This window comes from Cyanobacteria bacterium GSL.Bin1 (assembly GCA_009909085.1).
Classification (GTDB): domain Bacteria; phylum Cyanobacteriota; class Cyanobacteriia; order Cyanobacteriales; family Rubidibacteraceae; genus Halothece.
Genome location: JAAANX010000028.1, coordinates 1 through 17,102, shown reverse-complemented (window position 1 = coordinate 17,102; position 17,102 = coordinate 1). Strand labels below are relative to the sequence as shown.

Below are 17,102 nucleotides of genomic sequence, written 5' to 3'. Positions count from 1 at the left end.
GCACTCGTCAAAAAGCGAAACGAGCTAGCATGGATGTGGCGTATTTGTTGCAAGTTCTTAACGCTTCGATTCCTTTATACTCTAACCTATTTGAGACCTAAATTTTCTTGCGCTTACCCTGCCCAAATCGCCACTAAAATTAGTGCTGAAAGCCGATAAATTCTTGCTATTGCAGAAGCTTCCGTTGCTAAAAACCAGCGATCAAACCAGGTAATTCCGGTTTGAATCGGTGGCTCGCTAGGATTCGTTAGCCCCTGTAAAAAAGAGGCAATTAACCCCACGGTTGCCCCTTCAAAAAAGGCACTCAGCAACGTACAAACGATCGCTGTGATTGCAATCCAGCGAAAGTTCTTAAACTCGCGCAGAATTAAATAGTTATCTTGCCAAAATTGCGTTGCTTTCAAGAATTGCCGTATCCAAGCGGGAAACTTAAACCGCATTAATATTAAACCCTTATATTACAAATTAAGTCTTATTGAATCCTTTAATTTTTACTCTCTACCAAAAAAAGAGAAATCTAAAATAAATACACTCCGCCAGGAGAAATGTCGGTTCGTCAATTGTCGATTTGAGACTGATAGTAAACCCAGCAAAGCTTAAGGCAACCAGTTTTCATCTAATACTTTTTCTAGGGATGCGATTGGTTCAGAGGGAAAGGCATCCAATGGCAATCCTGATTTTTCCGAGGCAATCACTTTCCCATCTTGATAAGATTGATGAAAGATTTCTTTTAAGAAAGGCTTTAAACTTGGACTGTCTTCTAATTGATACTTAATTTGTTGGCGGAAGTTCGCAATTTCTCCTCGCCAATGTCTACGACTTCTCTCTACTTCACTTGTCCAGTATTTCACCTTTAGTAAATGCTCAAATAACCGTTTTAATAAACTTTGCAGCTTTCTCTTTTCTCGTTTGCTCAAATCTAAAACTTCATCAATTAAATTCTCCCAATCCAGGGCTTCCAACTCTCGACTTTCGAGCTGCTTCACCGTTTCCAAGAGCCAGAGATGGTAATCAGTTTCATAGAGATGTTTTTGTGACTGTTGGGATTCTGCAACCATATTTTTTTGATTTTGCTTTACCGCAACCCGTTTTGATTTACGATTTTTCAAGCTTCGGGGTCAATACCCAATGCCCGCAATTGCGCCGCTAAACGTTGTACTCGTTGGGATTCCTGTTCCGCGCGTTGCGTCGCTTGCTGACGCTGTTGTTCCAACTCTAGAGAAGACAAAAACTTCCTACCATCAGGACGATAAATTTCCAAAGTTTCTGCACTCAAAACAAATTTAATTCCTAGTTTCGGACTGACCCAGCCGTTGATTTCTTCCACTAGCTGCAAATTGCCTTCTTTTCGTTGCAGTCCTTCCAATTCGTTATCATCCGGGTCATAAATATAATATTCCTCAACGCCATAACGCTCATAGAATTGCAGTTTCCGAGTCATCTCTTTCACCCGATTGCCCGGAGAGAGGATTTCAAACACCACTTGCGGCACAACATTCTCTTCTTCCCATTGTCGATAAGATCCTCTATCTCCTTTCGGTCGGCCAAAGACGACCATGGCATCGGGCGCAACGCGAATTTCAGGATGCCCTTGCACGGGATACCACAGCAAATCGCCGGCAACAAAAACATCTGGGCGGTCAGCAAAGAGCAGTTCTAAGTTTTCTTTAATGAGGACAATCCAGCGAAATTGCTTGGTGTTATCTGCCATGGGCTGACCATCACTGTCGGGGTAAATTATTTGGCGGTTCACGGAAACACTCATGACTTTAGCGATGACAATAGCGATATCTTCAAGTTTAAGGTAATCAAGACAACCAATCTTCATCTAAGACTTGCTCGAAGGACGCAATGTCCTATTGTTCAACAAATAATTCTGGTGCGCTCTCCAGGTAAGTTAGGTCGACGTTATAGTTTCATTGTTCCTTACAGATTGTAAACTTAACTCTATTTACCTTTCTGAGGGGCTTTTGATTTGATTTACAAAACGTAAAATAGTGTTATTTTAATGTGCCGACCTACTGAGTCATCCTCAATTACTTAATAAAAGTTTGATGCTCTAAAATAGAAATTTCATTCCTGGCTTGAGTAAGGGCTATCATCAGTTTCTAAGATTTCCGATAACAGTAACCAATGCTTAGGTTCCATTAAACCGATTTCTCCTCGCACGACATTGAATAGCTGAGGTAACGCATTGAGATGAAACTGCTGTAGCCACTCTCCGAGTCCTGTTAAGCCCGGACTGTTTTCTCTCTGATTGGGATCTGCTCTGGTTGTCCGAAATTGATACAGACGAAATAACCTACCTTCTTGACCCAAACCCCACTGATACACCAGGATTGACGAATGGGGAAAACATCCCTTTACCAGCAAGGCGAATGTCAATAGCGCTGGCATGAACCCCAGCAATAATACTACCGCTAAGCCCCGGTCAATAATCCGTTTTAGCTGGCCAAACGCGCGATCAAAGCTTCCATTTGGAATCAGAGGCGATCGCTGCTTCCTGAGGGTTTTTAAATGAGATGGCATTCTTAAAAACACTGGCTTGTTCGCCTGTAGGCCCGCCTTGGCCCAGATCAGGATTTCTCGTTTTCCAAACTTGCCAGAGAGGCAAATTTTTTGTACCGGCGATCGCGCTAAGCAATCTGTTAGCCATTGCTGATCAGAGAGCGCAGGCTGCCTTAAACTTTGACCCGTTTGGGATCGCTTCACCAACAAGATCTTCTGTCGCCATTTGAGAGTGTAAGGTGGCAACGCTTCCTGCGATTTGAGCGACTCCAACCTGCTAGAAGGGGGCTTAACTAAGTGCATATCATTCATCATCTCAAATCAAAAAATTAACCTGTACTTTAAAGAACGCCAAACCAGCTTCCTCTCAATTCCGATCCAGTTCCGTTCGACGATGCCTAAGAACTTCCTGATATTGCTGGATCACATCTTCTCGCGATTGAAAAGTTTGACGTTGACCCACTAAGGATTTCTCTAAAAAGTGATAGCGATCTTTTTCCTCTACCAATTGGATTCTCAGGTCTTCTTTGAAGCTAGCTTGAGCTTGCTGCAATCGTTCTTCCAGCTCGTGAATTCTTTCTAATTGTTCTTCTAATTCTTTTTCTTGATCTTGAATAAAAGCAACAACTTGCTCAAGTGAATTTTGTTGGGCATTCAGCTCTGCTGCTAGCTGTGCCAGCGGTCTTTCTTCTAATTCTTGACTTTGCCGTAAGCCGCTTTGTTTTCCTAACAGGGGTTGGGATACCTTTTTGGAATTATCATCTGAGTGATGATTCGATTCAGCGCTTGCAAAATAGCGATTGGGGATTTGTCTTGCTCCATTAGCCACAATTCCGATGATATTCAACTTGCTCAACTGAGCTGAGACCTGCCTTAGCTCAGTTTGTGTCAAATAATCGAGACGAGCCACTAAGAGAGTGCTACTACAGACAGAAGCCACTTGGAGGGGATCGACAACCCCTAGCACCGGCGGCGTATCGAAGATAATCAGATCATAATCCCTCAGGGCTCCTTTGAGCTCTTGCAACCGCCCAGAACTCAAAAGCGGGACTGGATCGGCGCTTATGGGTCCAGCGGTGAGCACATCAATTTCTGACCCCATGATAGTAACTTGATGAGGCAGTGGCTTAGTTTCCCCAGCTAAAATAGTGGCTAAGCCAGATGTATTAGGTAAGTTGAGCTCCTCATGTAGACTAGGCTGACGCAGGTCAGCATCAATGAGCAGAACGCGGCGGTAGCAACGAGCAGCACTGAGGGCTAACCCCAAAGCAAGGGTTGATTTCCCTTCTCCCGAGAGAGCCGATGTTACTGCCAATGAGCGAAGGGTTGACCCTGAACTCACTAGCTCTATGTTTTTATAAATTAAGTCTAAGGCGTCTCGGAAGGGGAGCCACTGTAAAATTTCTAAAATTGGAGAATCTCTTTCCTCTTCCCATGGCAGATTGATCCGAAAACGACTGAGGTTTGGCTCTGGCAGTTTCGGCGTGGTCCCGAGCAAGGTTAAAGCTTCTTCCTGAATCTGGTCGGCACTCCGCAGCGCATCATCAATCGCTTCTCGAACAAAAGCGACAACGCCCCCGAGGAAGATGGCAACGACTCCTCCTAATAGGAGATCCTGCTGTGTGTTGGGACCAACTTGATCCCCTAATCGCGGCGGTTCGACAACTTGCCATTTAAATCCTCCTCTAGCGAGCTCAACCCCTAATTCCTGTCGCGCGACTAGCAGCTGGTCAAGGCTATCTCGCTTGACTTCTACCTCCTGTTGGAGTCGGTTATATTCAGCAATTAAGTTCGGAAATTCCTGCAGATCGGCACGCAATTCAGCTTCTGTCTCCGCTAAGCTGCGCTCCCGAGCCTGTAAACTTTCTAATTGGGTCTGGGTTTCCACCAGCGATTGCGCTAAACTCAAATCGGTACTGCCTAACTGCCCTTGTTTTTCTAAGGCGATTTCCGACAGGTTGAGTTGCGGCGGAATGCGTCCCAGCACCTGCTCAACCTGTTGGTGTAACAGTTGCCTCAGCTCGCTGCGCTGTTCGAGTAGGTTTTGCACGATTGGACTGGCTTCCGTAAACCGACTGCTTTGAGTGGCAATCTCCACTTCTGTTTCCTGAAGCTGATTGAGAAGAGTCTGGTAACGGGAGGATTCGCTTAAACGAGCTGAAATTAGGGCATTTTGAGGCGACTGATCGAGTTGCTGCTGGAGCTCTTGATAGCGAGCCTGACTTTCTTGGATCTGTCCTTGGAGTGTTTCCTGCTCCAGTTTAAGCGATTGCAATGCTTCTGCCAGTTCACTTGCTTCTTGATCGGGAACAATCGCATTATAAGAAGTACGAAACTGCTTAAGTTTCTCCTCGGCACTGGCAAGTTCTTCCCGGGTTTCGGGCAACTGCTGATTGATAAAGCTGAGCCCTTGACTTAAACGCTGCTCCTGCTGTTCAAGATTGTATTCAATATAGACCTCCTGCATCGCTTGCAAAACATCTTGAGTTTTCTTCGGGTTTTCCCCGCTGTAGCTAACCTCAAAGATTTTGGTTGGTTGATCGTTCCCCAACTGAGCGAGTTGAAGCGATTGACTGATTTGATTAACATCAAGATTTGGATAACGGATGCTGAGCTGGTTAACCGCTTTTTGCATCAATCCTGAACTCTGCATCAGTTGTAGTTGGGTCGCATAGTCGATTTCTACCCCTGAATCAGTAAACTCGTTTTCGATTCCGGCTTCTCGATCTCGGTAATTGGGCTCAACTAAAAGCTGGAGGGTACTCCGGTAAATTGGATCTTTTAGCAACGCCAAGGGCACCGCAACTGCCAATACCCCAAAAAAAACAGTGGCAAACCAGTAACGCCGTCGCCAAAAGATCGCAAAGAGCTGTCCGTACCCTAAGTCAGATTGCGTGCTGAATTCTTCTTGATTCATATCACTTGCTCCTGGCTAAGATGTTTGTCTCACCTAACGCTTGCTCGATGACTTGTTCCACTTGATGAAAGAATGCCGACTCGGAAAAATGGCTTAAAGCGCGATCTCGAATCCACTGATAGTCCCACTCCTGTTGCTTCCCTTCCAAAAGGGCGGCGATCAGGGCGTCGGGGGTTTGAGGGGTAAACAAAATTCCCGTTTTTCCTGAAATCTGTGTATCTAGAATTCCCCCCGCGCCATAACCAATCACGGGGGTCCCACTAGCATTGGCTTCTACGGGGACCAGTCCATAGTCTTCTAAGGCGGTCACAATCACTGACTGTGCGCGAGACATCAAATCAGCCCGCATTTCATCGCTGACATAACCTAAAAACTGAATATTACTCAGCGCCTTTGACTCTAAAAACTTTCGTTCCGGTCCATTCCCAATAATCAGGAGCGGCCAACCCAACCAGTTAAACGCTTCAATCGCAATATCAATCCGCTTGTAGCTCAGAAAACGAGACGATATGAGATAAAACTCATCCTTAGACGCTGAAAACATAAATTTGCTGCTGTCAATTGGATAATTGATTACCAATGCCTCTCTTTCGTAAAACAATTTAATGCGATGAGCAACAACACTAGAATTGGCAATGAACAGACATGGTTCTTGAGCATAAATAACATCGATTTTTCTCATCTTCTTTAAGATGGGCTTTAGGAAGGGGAGAAAAGTTTTGAAATCTTTGTATTCCTTGAGATAGGTATTTGTATCCCACAAAAAGCGGGTAATATTATGACAAAAACAAATATGTTTGGCACTGGGTCTTTTCTGAACAGCTTTGGAAAAGCTACTGCTGCTGCTGATGATCAGGTCATAAGCCCGGTCCTTCTGGGACGGTTTCATTAGTGCTGGTGTTATAAAGAGATGTGAATGCTGCGATCAACATTCTGCAACTGGGATTAAGTACGGTGGGGCGCACCGAAACTTATCAAACTATGCTTGGGGAGTTCGGATCACTGGCTGAATTGGATCAATCCTGCTCAGTTAAATCTGGGTGATGAACCAAGAATCCCCCTCATACAAGCGAAGCGGAGGAGGGTGGAGCGTCAAACCACTACTGTTCTAACTTCAGCACCGCCATAAATGCTTCTTGGGGCACATCGACGGTTCCAATGGCTTTCATCCGCTTTTTCCCTTTGGCTTGCTTTTGCAGCAATTTCTTCTTCCGAGAAATGTCACCACCATAGCACTTGGCTAAGACATCTTTGCGCAGGGGAGGAATGTGAGCGCTGGCAATAATGCGGGTGCCAATTCCAGCTTGCACCGGGATTTTGAACTGTTGGCGGGGAATCAGTTCTTTCAGTTTTTCGACCAGGGATTTCCCCACCGAGTACGCCTTATCGCGATGGACAATCATGGCAAGGGAATCAACGGATTCATTATTGACCATGATGTCTAGCTTCACTAAGTCATTGGGACGATAGCCGAGGAAGTTATATTCCATACTGGCATAACCGCGCGATCGCGATTTCATTTGGTCAAAGAAATCAGTAACGACTTCTGCTAACGGCAACTCGTAAACCAACGTCGTCCGTGTAGGGGTAAAATACTTCATATCTTTGAATTCGCCCCGTCGCACCTGACACAGTTCCATCAACGCGCCCACATATTCTTCTGGGGTAATAATTTCCAAATGAATATAGGGTTCTTCCACCACTTCTCGTTCTTGCGGTGAAGGAAGCTGGCTGGGATTATCCACTTCAATGATTTCCCCATCGTTGAGCATTACGCGATAAATAACGGAGGGGGCAGTAACCACTAAGTCTAAATCATACTCGCGTTCCAGGCGTTCTTGAACAATTTCCATGTGGAGTAAGCCTAAGAACCCACACCGGAAGCCAAAGCCCATCGCACTAGACGTTTCTGGTTCATAAGACAGTGCCGAATCGTTTAGTTTCAATTTATCTAAGGCATCCCGTAAGTCCGCATAATCATCAGTACTGGTGGGGAATAAGCCACAAAAGACCATGGGTTTCGCTTCTTTATAACCGGGAAGTGGAGAGGAAGCCGGTTGATTAGCCAGAGTAATCGTATCCCCGACTCTGGCATTTTCTACCGCTTTAATGGAAGCGGCAATGTAACCCACTTCTCCGGCGTGGAGTTCCTCGACTGGCACTTTGGTTGGGGAAAGAATGCCAATTTCGTCAATTTCATATTCTTTCTTTGATGCCATGAGACGGATTTTGTCACCCACTTTGACCGTTCCATCGACCACTCGGAAGTAAACGATGACCCCGCGATAGGGATCATAATAACTATCAAAAATAAGCGCCCGTAGTGGTTCTTCAGTGGTATCACTCGGTGGGGGAATCAGGTGGACAATCGCTTCTAAAATTTCATCAATTCCTTTCCCCATTTTGGCGGAAGCCATGATGGCATTACTACAGTCTAAACCGATGGCTTCTTCAATTTCTTCTAAAACGCGTTCCGGTTCTGCCCCTGGTAAATCAATTTTATTTAAAACGGGGATAATTTCTAAGTCCTGTTCTAAGGCAAGATAGATATTGGCTAAGGTTTGCGCTTCTACTCCTTGCGAGGCGTCAACCACGAGTAACGCCCCTTCACAAGCCACTAAAGACCTTGAGACTTCATAAGAAAAGTCCACATGACCTGGGGTATCAATCAAGTTTAAGACATAGGTTTCCCCATCTTTGGCGGTGTAATTCATCCGCGCTGCCTGTAATTTAATCGTAATCCCGCGTTCTCGTTCCAAGTCCATGTTGTCAAGGAACTGTTCTTTCATTTCCCGTTCTTTCACGGTATCCGTCCATCGCAGCAGTTGATCGGCTAAGGTGGATTTACCATGATCGATGTGAGCGATGATGGAGAAGTTACGAAAACGAGAAACAGGAACGTTAGTCATATCAAATCCTCGGTTGGCAAACCTTAAACAAGCGGGATGAAGTTGATCGCGCAATAGCCTGATCTTAACTTGAGTTCTATTTTAAACAGATAGAAGGGGATTATGTGCGCAGTTGGTCTAACACTTCGTTTAAGCCCACAGAATTGGAGGCTTTAAACAAAACGCGATCGCGCGGGGCTAAGATTTCCTTTAACCGTTCCACCAGCGCCGTTTTATCTTGAAAACATTCACTGGGCACTGATTGGGCAGCAGTGGCAATGGCTTCCGTTTCCGGTTCATCCACTAAAACCAAAAGATGATCCAAGTTCAATTGCGCCACTTTTTCTCCCACTTGCCGATGCAGTTCTTCCGATTGCTCTCCCAATTCTTTCATTGTGCCTAAAACGGCAATGTGACGGTCGCCTGGAGTATCTTTCAGTAACTGTAGGGAAGCAATCATGGACTCAACCCCGGCATTGTAGGTTTCATCGAGAAGCACAATCTCATTATCTAGGGTATAACGGCGCGATCGCGCCCCTGGCAATTCCACGGTAATCCCCTTTTGTAGCGGCGTTAGGTCTAAATTGAGGGTTTTCGCCACAGCGAGGGCTGCCAGATAATTGGACGCATTATGCACACCGGGTAAAGGTAGGGGAAAGGTTAAATTATCTACGGCTAAGGTTTCTCCATCTACTAACCGCCCTTGCAAGTCTCCGCCGTCTAACCCATAGGTCAGAGTTTTTCCATTCCAGACGGTGGCGGCTGTGTTGATCAAGCGGTCGTTATCGTGATTTAAAATTGCTGTTGCTTCCCGAGGCATCTGTTCAAGCAGTTCACACTTGGCTTGCGCGATCGCTTGTCGTGATCCCAAGCGACCAATGTGCGCCGTTCCCACATTTGTAATTAAGCCCACAGTGGGCTGGGTAATATCCGTGAGTTCAGCAATTTCACCCTGGGCTCTCATTGCCATTTCCACCACAGCATAGTCATAATTTGAATTAAGACGGAGCAATGTTTTGGGAACACCAATTTCATTGTTTTGATTTGCTTCTGTCTTCAAGACCGTCCCATATTGAGCGAGAACGCCAGCAATCAATTCTTTTGTTGTTGTTTTTCCCACTGAACCGGTAATTCCAATAACAGGTATTTTGTGCTGCTGTCGCCACCACTGAGCAATTTGTTGATAGGCACGCAGTGTATTTCCCACATAAAATTGAGAGATATGAGTAGGGAGATGACCGGAAAAATTTTGATTAAGAATTAATGCACTTGCTCCCGCCTGTATGGCATTTTCTACAAAACGATGACCATCAAATTTATCCCCAACCAAAGCGATAAATATTTCTCCTGTTTTGAGATAACGAGTATCTGTATTAATCCCTATGACTTTTTTACTGGTCCAATCTTCACTTAAAACTTGATTTAAAGGTTTAATAATTTTTGCTAATATGGGCAAAGTTAGAGATAGATTCATGATTAGGCTCTCCTTATTGTAAACTTAAATTATTTTTTAATCAAATAAAAACAGAAGTTTATCTAGCGTCATTTTATCAATTACTATCAACAAAAATTTAAGTTTGAGTCTCGACCATTTTTATATCATTTTTAGTAAAAAATGCCAACTAACCAACTGCAAGAAAAGATTTATAATCACTTAAAAACCTGTGTCTTACAAGAAACACCCGAGCAAGTAGTGGGGCGATATGATCGGCTTTTTGTCAAAGCGACCGGTTATGAAGATCCAGAGATTCGCGAAGCCCTAGAAACAATTACAAAAGCGAATACCGCAGAAACAGATTTTTCTTCTTTTTTAAGTTATTGTTGTTATATTGCCATCAATCGCTGGCTCAAACAAGAACCTGAAACGCAACAAGTCATTGGTGATTTAGTCAAAGTTTTTACAGAAATTCCTCCTTTTGCCCGTTCTCAAACGATGGCTTCTCGTCGGATTCGAGAAAAGGTTTCTCAATTTAGTAGAAGCGACTATCTAGCAAGGATGCAACGCCTGCAAAACGTATTAACAACAAAAGAAGAAATTCAGAGAGATAAATCACAGCCTTTAGCAACGATTTTAGGACGTTATCCTTTTTTATTTGAGGATTGCATTTTTCCTCAAGAAAATTATTCTGAAATCAAAAAAACATTGAAAAAGTTTCAGGCAAAACGACAGAACAAGTTTGAAGTTTCTCTTTCTTACTATATTACTAACCAAGTTCGTTTGGCGAGGTTAGCCCAGCGTTATGATTCGATTGAGCAAGCGCGAGAATTAGTGACTTCTACTCCTAACCCGACGTTATTGAAAGAGCCAGAATTAATTTCAACCCTCCAGCATTTCATCAGTGGAGTACAAGGGAAATCAACATATCAGGATCTCGCTAAAAGATTTTTAGTTCACAGTAGCAAAGCCAATAACTTTAAAACTTATAAAAAAGATCTCTATGAATACTTAATGAGTTCAATTAGCGGGGAGTATGTACAAAAACAGTTTAAACAACGGCTTTCAGATCACTTAAAACAAACGTTAACCGATTGGGAGCAACAGAAACCAAATGAACAATTAGTCCTGCGAGTTGCCAATAATTTACTAAAATTTCTTGTTGTTGAAAGTCGTCAAAAGATTAGTCATTATCTCTATCTCGATTTGATTACACATTTAGGACCAACTCAAACCGTCGGATTATTGCTCAAGATTGTTTTACTATCTCCTAAGATTAATCCTTATCTAACAAGTCGGTTTGCGATCTTATATACGCATTACGAACAGACACCAAGAGATAATGTCTATTGGCTTTTCAAGTCGTTAGAAAACTTGAATATTGCTTTAACCATTCACAGCAGTACAATTGATTTATCTTATTGGCGTTCGGCAAATTCAATTTCTTTTTAGAGTGCTGCAACAAATAAACCATCCATAATGTCTTGAAATTTCCCTAAGCAGCCTATAGCTACTGGATGATCATTTTCTTGGATTACTCTTAGAGAACATCAAGGGAAAAGTCTTGTATTGCCGGATAAAAGTTTTTATTTTCATGACTAGGGCGAGATAACTTAATCAACGCAAAGCGCTGTAGAGGTGTGAGTGTTTCCCAGGCTTCAACCGTGATGTGAAGATTAAATTCCCGGGCTTTATCTTGGACTGATAGTGGAATGGCTTGAGCGTTCAGCCAAGGGGGATTTGGATCAATGTCTAATTCTTTTGCCGGCGCACCTGTATATTGAGTCACTAGATTTTGTAGATAATTTTTATAAGCCGTCATTTGATCCGGTGTTTCACACGGTTGCTTGACCAGTGTATCTCGTTCTTCCTGGCTCAATTGGTGCCAATGGTGGAGTTTGAGTTTAACCCCGCAAGTATCTAATTTGAGACGAACTTGCATGGGAATGCAACGCAAATCGTTAACAAAGTCGGCTTCAAATTGAAAGAACATCAGTTTATTAGTCATTGGTCATTGGCCATTAGTCATTCGTCCTTCGCTTTGAGTTCGGTTATGAGGTGGGGAGGAGTTTTTTGAGGGATGTTTGCAATTTGGGTTCTTCAGTCTCTTCTATTTTGTCCATGTCTTTTGTTATGGGAATTAACTGTACGGCACAAGCTTTCAGTTCCGGTTGTTTAGAGGAGGGACAAGCTTCCGGATGAGTTAGGGCATTGGCTTCAGCATCATCTGCCCAAAGGGCCCCCCAGTGCATGGGAATAAATACGGTGCCTGGGGCAATGGCTTTGGTTATTTTAACGCGAAAGCGAGCTTTGCCACGGCGCGATCGCGCTTCGACCCACAGTTCTGCCTCGGTTTCTTCTAATCCAATGTTCTTCGCATCCCGGGGATGAATTTCTAATTCCGCATAGGGGTGCATTTTATTAATTTTGGGAATGTGTCCGGTGCGAGTTTGCGTGTGCCAGTGGCCATATAAGCGTCCGGTGGTTAAAACGTAAGGATACCGTTCATCTTCGGGTTCGGCAAGTCCATGAGAATGAACCGCCGCAAAATTAGCCCGTCCATCGGCGGTGGGAAAGTGGAAGTCCGTGTAGAGACGTTTCCCAGAAGTAACGGTTTCGGTTTCGCGATCAGAACAAGGCCATTGGATTGCCCCTTCTTGTTGTAAGCGTTCGTGAGATAATCCGGTGAGATCGCACACGCGATCGCGCGTTAATTCCACAAACTCTTGATACACTTGCGCGGCTGTCTCAAAGGAAAACTGTTCCGTAAATCCGAGGCGTCGTCCCACTTCCGCAAAAATCTCCCAATCGGGTTTCGCCACCCCGGGTGCTTTCGCAAACGCCGGACAGAGGGTGACCACTCGTTCCGAATTGGTCATTACTCCGGCTTTTTCTCCCCATTGGGCTGCCGGTAGCACTAAATGGGCATAAGCAGCGGTTTCCGTGGGATAATAGGCATCTTGATAAACGGTAAATCGCGACTTTAACAACGCTTTTTTCGTCCGTTCAATATCGGGCATACTGACCGCTGGGTTCGTTGCGGCGACCCAAAACAGTCCCACTTCTCCGGTTTCTAAGCCGCGAATCATCTCCCAAGCATCCCGTCCAGGATTGGGATTAATCCTCCCAGAGGGCAATCCCCAAGCTTGTTCTACGGCTGCGCGATGTTCAGCATTTTTCACCACGCGGTAACCGGGAAGAATATGGGCGAGTCCACCCGCTTCTCGTCCGCCCATCGCGTTGGGTTGTCCCGTGAGAGAAAAGGGACCTGCCCCCGGTTTGCCAATATTGGCGGTCATCAGATGTAAATTAATCAAGGTGCGCACTTTTGCCGTGCCTTCCGAGGATTGATTCATCCCCATTGACCACAGGGATAACACCCGTTCCGAGTCTCCCCAATACCGGGCTGCTGCTTCGAGGTGATCAATGGGAATGCCGCATTTTTTCGCCACCACTTCTGGCAGATAATGGCGAATCACTTCCGTATAATCGGGAAAGCCTTTTGTACATTCATCCATGAAAATGCTGTCAAATTTCCCCCACTTCATCAATAAATAGGCAATGCCGTTGAGGAGATCAATATCGGTTCCCGGCTTAATCGCTAAATGCAAATCCGCTGCTTCTGCAGTTTTGGTGGCGCGGGGATCCACCACAATCATTTTCACATTGCGATTGCGCTTGTGATGCTTACGGAGACGATTAAAAATAATCGGGTGGCACTCAGCGGTATTCGTGCCAATGAGAAAAGCGCAATCGGTTTCTTCTAAATCATCGTAACAACAGGGCGGACCATCAGAACCGAAACTCTGCATATAACCGGCAACAGCTGACGACATACACAAACGAGAATTAGCATCAAAATTATTCGTTCCTAGACACCCTTTGAGCAGTTTTTGGGCCGTATAGTAGTCTTCCGTTTGCAGTTGTCCGGACCCATACATACAGATGCCATCAGCACCGTGGGTGAGTTGCACCCGTTTAATTTCTTGTACGATGCGCTCAAATGCTTCCTCCCAACTGACGCGGCGAAAGGGTTCTTCCAGGGAATCTCGCAGCAGGGGATATTTAAGACGACTTTTCGCGGTGGCTTCGGTAACGGTTGCCCCTTTGACACAGACCATGCCTTTACTAGAAGGATGGGCGCGATCGCCGCGCACTTGCCAGATCGGATTCCCTTCACTATCGCGATTGACCGCTTTTCCAGGTTGGGCAGGCGGTAAAACGTCTAAACCACAACCGACACCACAGTATGGACAAAGTGTTTTTTCTGTCATTTTTGATTCGTCATTCGTGATTCGTCATCGGTCACTTGACTTCTGTAAGAGTCAAGGGAAAACCTTAGATAATGAAGATGAAATGTGAGTTAGTTTGTCATTAGTCATATCGCCACCAACAACAAATGACGAATGACCAAGGACAAAATAATTACCAATCCGAATTTTTTGTATTCGCGACCGGTTCAGCAACCGGTTCTACTTCTTCTTCTCCTTCATGGAACTCAGCAAAGGATCCTTTCGGTTCTTTGAGGAAAAAGGCACAGAGAAACGCAACAATTAAGCCAGCAATCCCTAACACTTGGAAAAAGGTTCGATCCGCAGCAGCACCAGCCGGGAGTAAGCTATAAAGCGTTAAGTAACACACCGCACCGACATTGCCATATGCCCCAACATTGCCAGCAATTTGTCCAGTGACACGGCGCTTAATGAGAGGAACAATCGCATAGGTGGAACCTTCTGCCGCTTGGACAAAAAAGGAACAAGCCATGGTTAAAACAATCGCCAGAGGCAGAAACCAGCTATTATTAACTGTTCCCATCATCAGATAGCCAATGCCCATGCCTCCGAGTAAAATTGCCATTGTCCATTTGCGCGATCCCATTTTGTCAGATAGTAATCCACCGCTGGGACGAGACATGAGATTCATAAAGGCATAGCTTGAAGCAATCATCCCCGCTTGAGCTGGATTCAGATTAAAGGTCAGCTCAAAGAAAGCCGGTAACATAGAAACGACTGCTAATTCTGAACCAAAGTTTGTAACATAAGTTAGTTCTAAAATGGCAACTTGGCTGAAGTTATAGCGATCTTCAGCTGGATAACGCTTTTTCCCAGTCATTAAACTTTTGTTGGCGTGCCAAGCATTGTAAGCCTGAAATAGGTAAAGCCCTAATAAGACCAGCCAAACCAGTAAGAGTTGTCCTTGATTGAGGAAACCTACTCCTTGAAGACGCCAAGCAAGTAAGGCTAAAACACCCGTAATGGGGAGATTCATTAACATTAAGAACCAAAAATCGCGTTGACTGGTCACTTCCATGCCGCCGTGACGTTCGGGACGTTGGTAAACTCGTCCCGGAGGCGTGTCTTCAACGCTAAAGAAGTAAATCACCCCGTAAACAGCAGCAGCAACTCCTGTTAAAGCAATCGCAAGCCGCCAGTTCGCTTGGCCGCCCGAAATGAAAGATAAGGCAAGGGCAACAGAAGGCAGCGTAAAGGCAGAGGCAGCCGAACCAAAGTTGCCCCAACCGCCATAAATGCCTTCGGCAACACCGATTTCTTTCGGGGGGAACCATTCCGATACCATGCGAATACCAATGACAAATCCTGCACCGACAATCCCCAGTAAAAGTCGGCTGACCACTAAGGTATTAAAATCATTGGCAGAGGCAAATAGGAAGCAGGGAATCGCAGCATAGACCAGTAATGTGGAAAAGGTAATGCGTGGCCCAAAGCGATCAAGCAACATGCCAATAATGACACGTGCGGGAACAGTGAGGGCAACATTACAAATTCCGATTGTTTTCATTTGGTCAACGGTTAGCCCTAAATCATCTTTAATTGTGGTTGCTAAAGGTGCAAAATTAAACCAAACAACAAAGGTAAGAAAAAAAGCAAACCACGTCAAATGGAGAATTCGATTACGACCGTGAAATGAGAGAATATTCATTACTCTATTATTTTATTTTTTTCGACAAATAAACAACAAAATTCCAAAGAAATTGGGTTTAATTGAGTTAGCTTGTATCAACTTAATTGCCTCTACTTTAATAATGAAAAACGATCAATTTAGTATTTTTTGTTACAAAAATATACTAATCATGTTTTTATTACATTGTTTTTTATCGAAAATTACATAAGAGCAGTTTTTCTAAGAAAAAATCCTGCCGCAAAATGCAGGATTAATTAAAGATAGTAAGGACAATTGCTACTTATTTTACCGATTCTAATTCAACGGTTTGTGATGACTCTTTTTTAGTTTATTTGGGAGTAGCACCAAATTCATCAATTAAAATTTGCCGTAACACTTGTGGTAAATCTTCACAGGGAATTCCCTTTTGTACCCGCTGACCTAATTGGGCATCTTTTCCTACTTTACCGCCCATAAATAGATCAACCGCTTCTACCATGTTGCCATCTTTGCGGGCTTTGGTTCCCATTAAACCAATATTAGCAACCTGGGGTTGACCACAAGAATTCGGACATCCGGTCCAATGAATTCTTACGCCATCGGGAATGTTTAATTCTGCTTCTAATTGTCGGGCGACATCTAAAGCGCGTTGTTTGGTTTCAACTAAGGCAAAATTACAAAATTGTGCTCCGGTACAAGACACCAGCGATCGCGTTAACGGATCCGGTTCAATACTAAATTTTTCCAGTAAAGATTCACTAAGAAACGTCTCTAATTTTTCTTCAGCAATATGAGGAATAATCACATTTTGTTCGACGGTCAAGCGAATTTCACTTTCCCCGTAAACTTCCGCTAAACGAGCCAAATCAAATAAATCATTAGCGGATAATCGCCCAACAGGAACATTCATTCCTACATAATATTGATCCGCTTGTTTTTGGGCATGAACACCAATATGATCGCGCTTATCCCAATCAATCACCTCTTCTGCGGCTGCAGTGGCTAAAGGTTGACCAAACGCTTCTTTAACTAATTTCCGAAACTCGTCCATTCCTAATGCTTCAATCAACCACATTAAACGTGATTTTTGACGATTGGCTCGCAAGCCATGATCGCGATACACTTCTAAAATTGCTCGGGAAATCCCCACCACAAATTCTTCTGTTGGCGGAACCCAAACATTAAGCGGAATCGCTGCTTCACACCGTTTAGAAGAAAAGAAACCACCCACTAAAACATTAAATCCTAGTTCGCCTTCTTTATAAGCCGGAACAAAGGCAATATCGTTAATTTCAGCATGAACGGAATTATCTCGTCCGCCTTCAATGGCAATATTAAACTTACGGGGCAAATTCGTAAATTCAGGATTGCCTTCCCCAGAATTGGTAATCATATCTTGTACTTTTTTCACCAATTCTCGGGTATCAATTAATTCGTCTCCATCTAATCCCGC

General features: G+C 44.2%; 12 protein-coding genes and 1 pseudogene. 1 reads left to right on the top strand and 12 read right to left on the bottom strand.

What is annotated here, in order from left to right; genetic code table 11:
- Positions 1 to 122 precede the first annotated feature (122 nt).
- From GVY04_01435 to murF, 8 genes and pseudogenes are all read right to left on the bottom strand, one after another.
- A pseudogene (locus GVY04_01435) lies at positions 123 to 446 on the bottom strand (ABC transporter ATP-binding protein).
- A 150-nt stretch (positions 447 to 596) separates the two neighbouring features.
- On the bottom strand, positions 597 to 1,058 hold the full coding sequence (locus tag GVY04_01430; protein NBD14836.1) for a DUF29 family protein: 462 nt from the start codon (positions 1,056 to 1,058) through the stop codon (positions 597 to 599).
- A 47-nt stretch (positions 1,059 to 1,105) separates the two neighbouring features.
- Positions 1,106 to 1,765 (bottom strand): hypothetical protein, encoded by a 660-nt coding sequence (locus GVY04_01425; protein ID NBD14835.1) that lies wholly within the window; start codon positions 1,763 to 1,765, stop codon positions 1,106 to 1,108.
- A gap of 308 nt (positions 1,766 to 2,073) precedes the next feature.
- A complete protein-coding gene (locus GVY04_01420) occupies positions 2,074 to 2,712 on the bottom strand; it encodes a hypothetical protein (GenBank protein ID NBD14834.1) in 639 nt (212 codons plus the stop codon).
- Between the two features lie 163 nt (positions 2,713 to 2,875).
- Complete coding sequence (locus GVY04_01415) at positions 2,876 to 5,425, bottom strand: capsular biosynthesis protein (protein ID NBD14833.1); 2,550 nt, start codon at positions 5,423 to 5,425, stop codon at positions 2,876 to 2,878.
- Position 5,426: 1 nt separating this feature from the next.
- Entirely contained in the window at positions 5,427 to 6,314 is an 888-nt protein-coding gene (locus GVY04_01410; protein ID NBD14832.1) for a glycosyltransferase, read from the bottom strand.
- Between the two features lie 211 nt (positions 6,315 to 6,525).
- Positions 6,526 to 8,334: an elongation factor 4 gene (gene lepA / locus GVY04_01405; protein NBD14831.1), complete on the bottom strand. Its 1,809-nt coding sequence runs from the start codon at positions 8,332 to 8,334 to the stop codon at positions 6,526 to 6,528.
- 100 nt (positions 8,335 to 8,434) lie between these two features.
- Positions 8,435 to 9,787 (bottom strand): UDP-N-acetylmuramoyl-tripeptide--D-alanyl-D-alanine ligase, encoded by a 1,353-nt coding sequence (murF, locus tag GVY04_01400; GenBank protein ID NBD14830.1) that lies wholly within the window; start codon positions 9,785 to 9,787, stop codon positions 8,435 to 8,437.
- A 141-nt stretch (positions 9,788 to 9,928) separates the two neighbouring features.
- Between murF and GVY04_01395 the strand changes: the two genes are divergently transcribed.
- Positions 9,929 to 11,200 carry a hypothetical protein gene (locus GVY04_01395; GenBank protein NBD14829.1) on the top strand — a complete coding sequence of 424 codons (1,272 nt, stop codon included), beginning with the start codon at positions 9,929 to 9,931 and terminating at the stop codon, positions 11,198 to 11,200.
- Positions 11,201 to 11,288: 88 nt separating this feature from the next.
- On the opposite strand, the gene narM is transcribed toward GVY04_01395, so the two are convergent.
- From narM to GVY04_01375, 4 genes are all read right to left on the bottom strand, one after another.
- Entirely contained in the window at positions 11,289 to 11,741 is a 453-nt protein-coding gene (gene narM, locus GVY04_01390; GenBank protein NBD14828.1) for a nitrate reductase maturation protein NarM, read from the bottom strand.
- Between the two features lie 58 nt (positions 11,742 to 11,799).
- Positions 11,800 to 14,022 (bottom strand): molybdopterin-dependent oxidoreductase, encoded by a 2,223-nt coding sequence (locus tag GVY04_01385; GenBank protein ID NBD14827.1) that lies wholly within the window; start codon positions 14,020 to 14,022, stop codon positions 11,800 to 11,802.
- Positions 14,023 to 14,173: 151 nt separating this feature from the next.
- Positions 14,174 to 15,688 (bottom strand): NarK family nitrate/nitrite MFS transporter, encoded by a 1,515-nt coding sequence (locus GVY04_01380; protein ID NBD14826.1) that lies wholly within the window; start codon positions 15,686 to 15,688, stop codon positions 14,174 to 14,176.
- A 310-nt stretch (positions 15,689 to 15,998) separates the two neighbouring features.
- A partial coding sequence (locus GVY04_01375) for a ferredoxin--nitrite reductase (GenBank protein NBD14825.1) occupies positions 15,999 to 17,102 on the bottom strand: 1,104 nt, incomplete at its 5' end.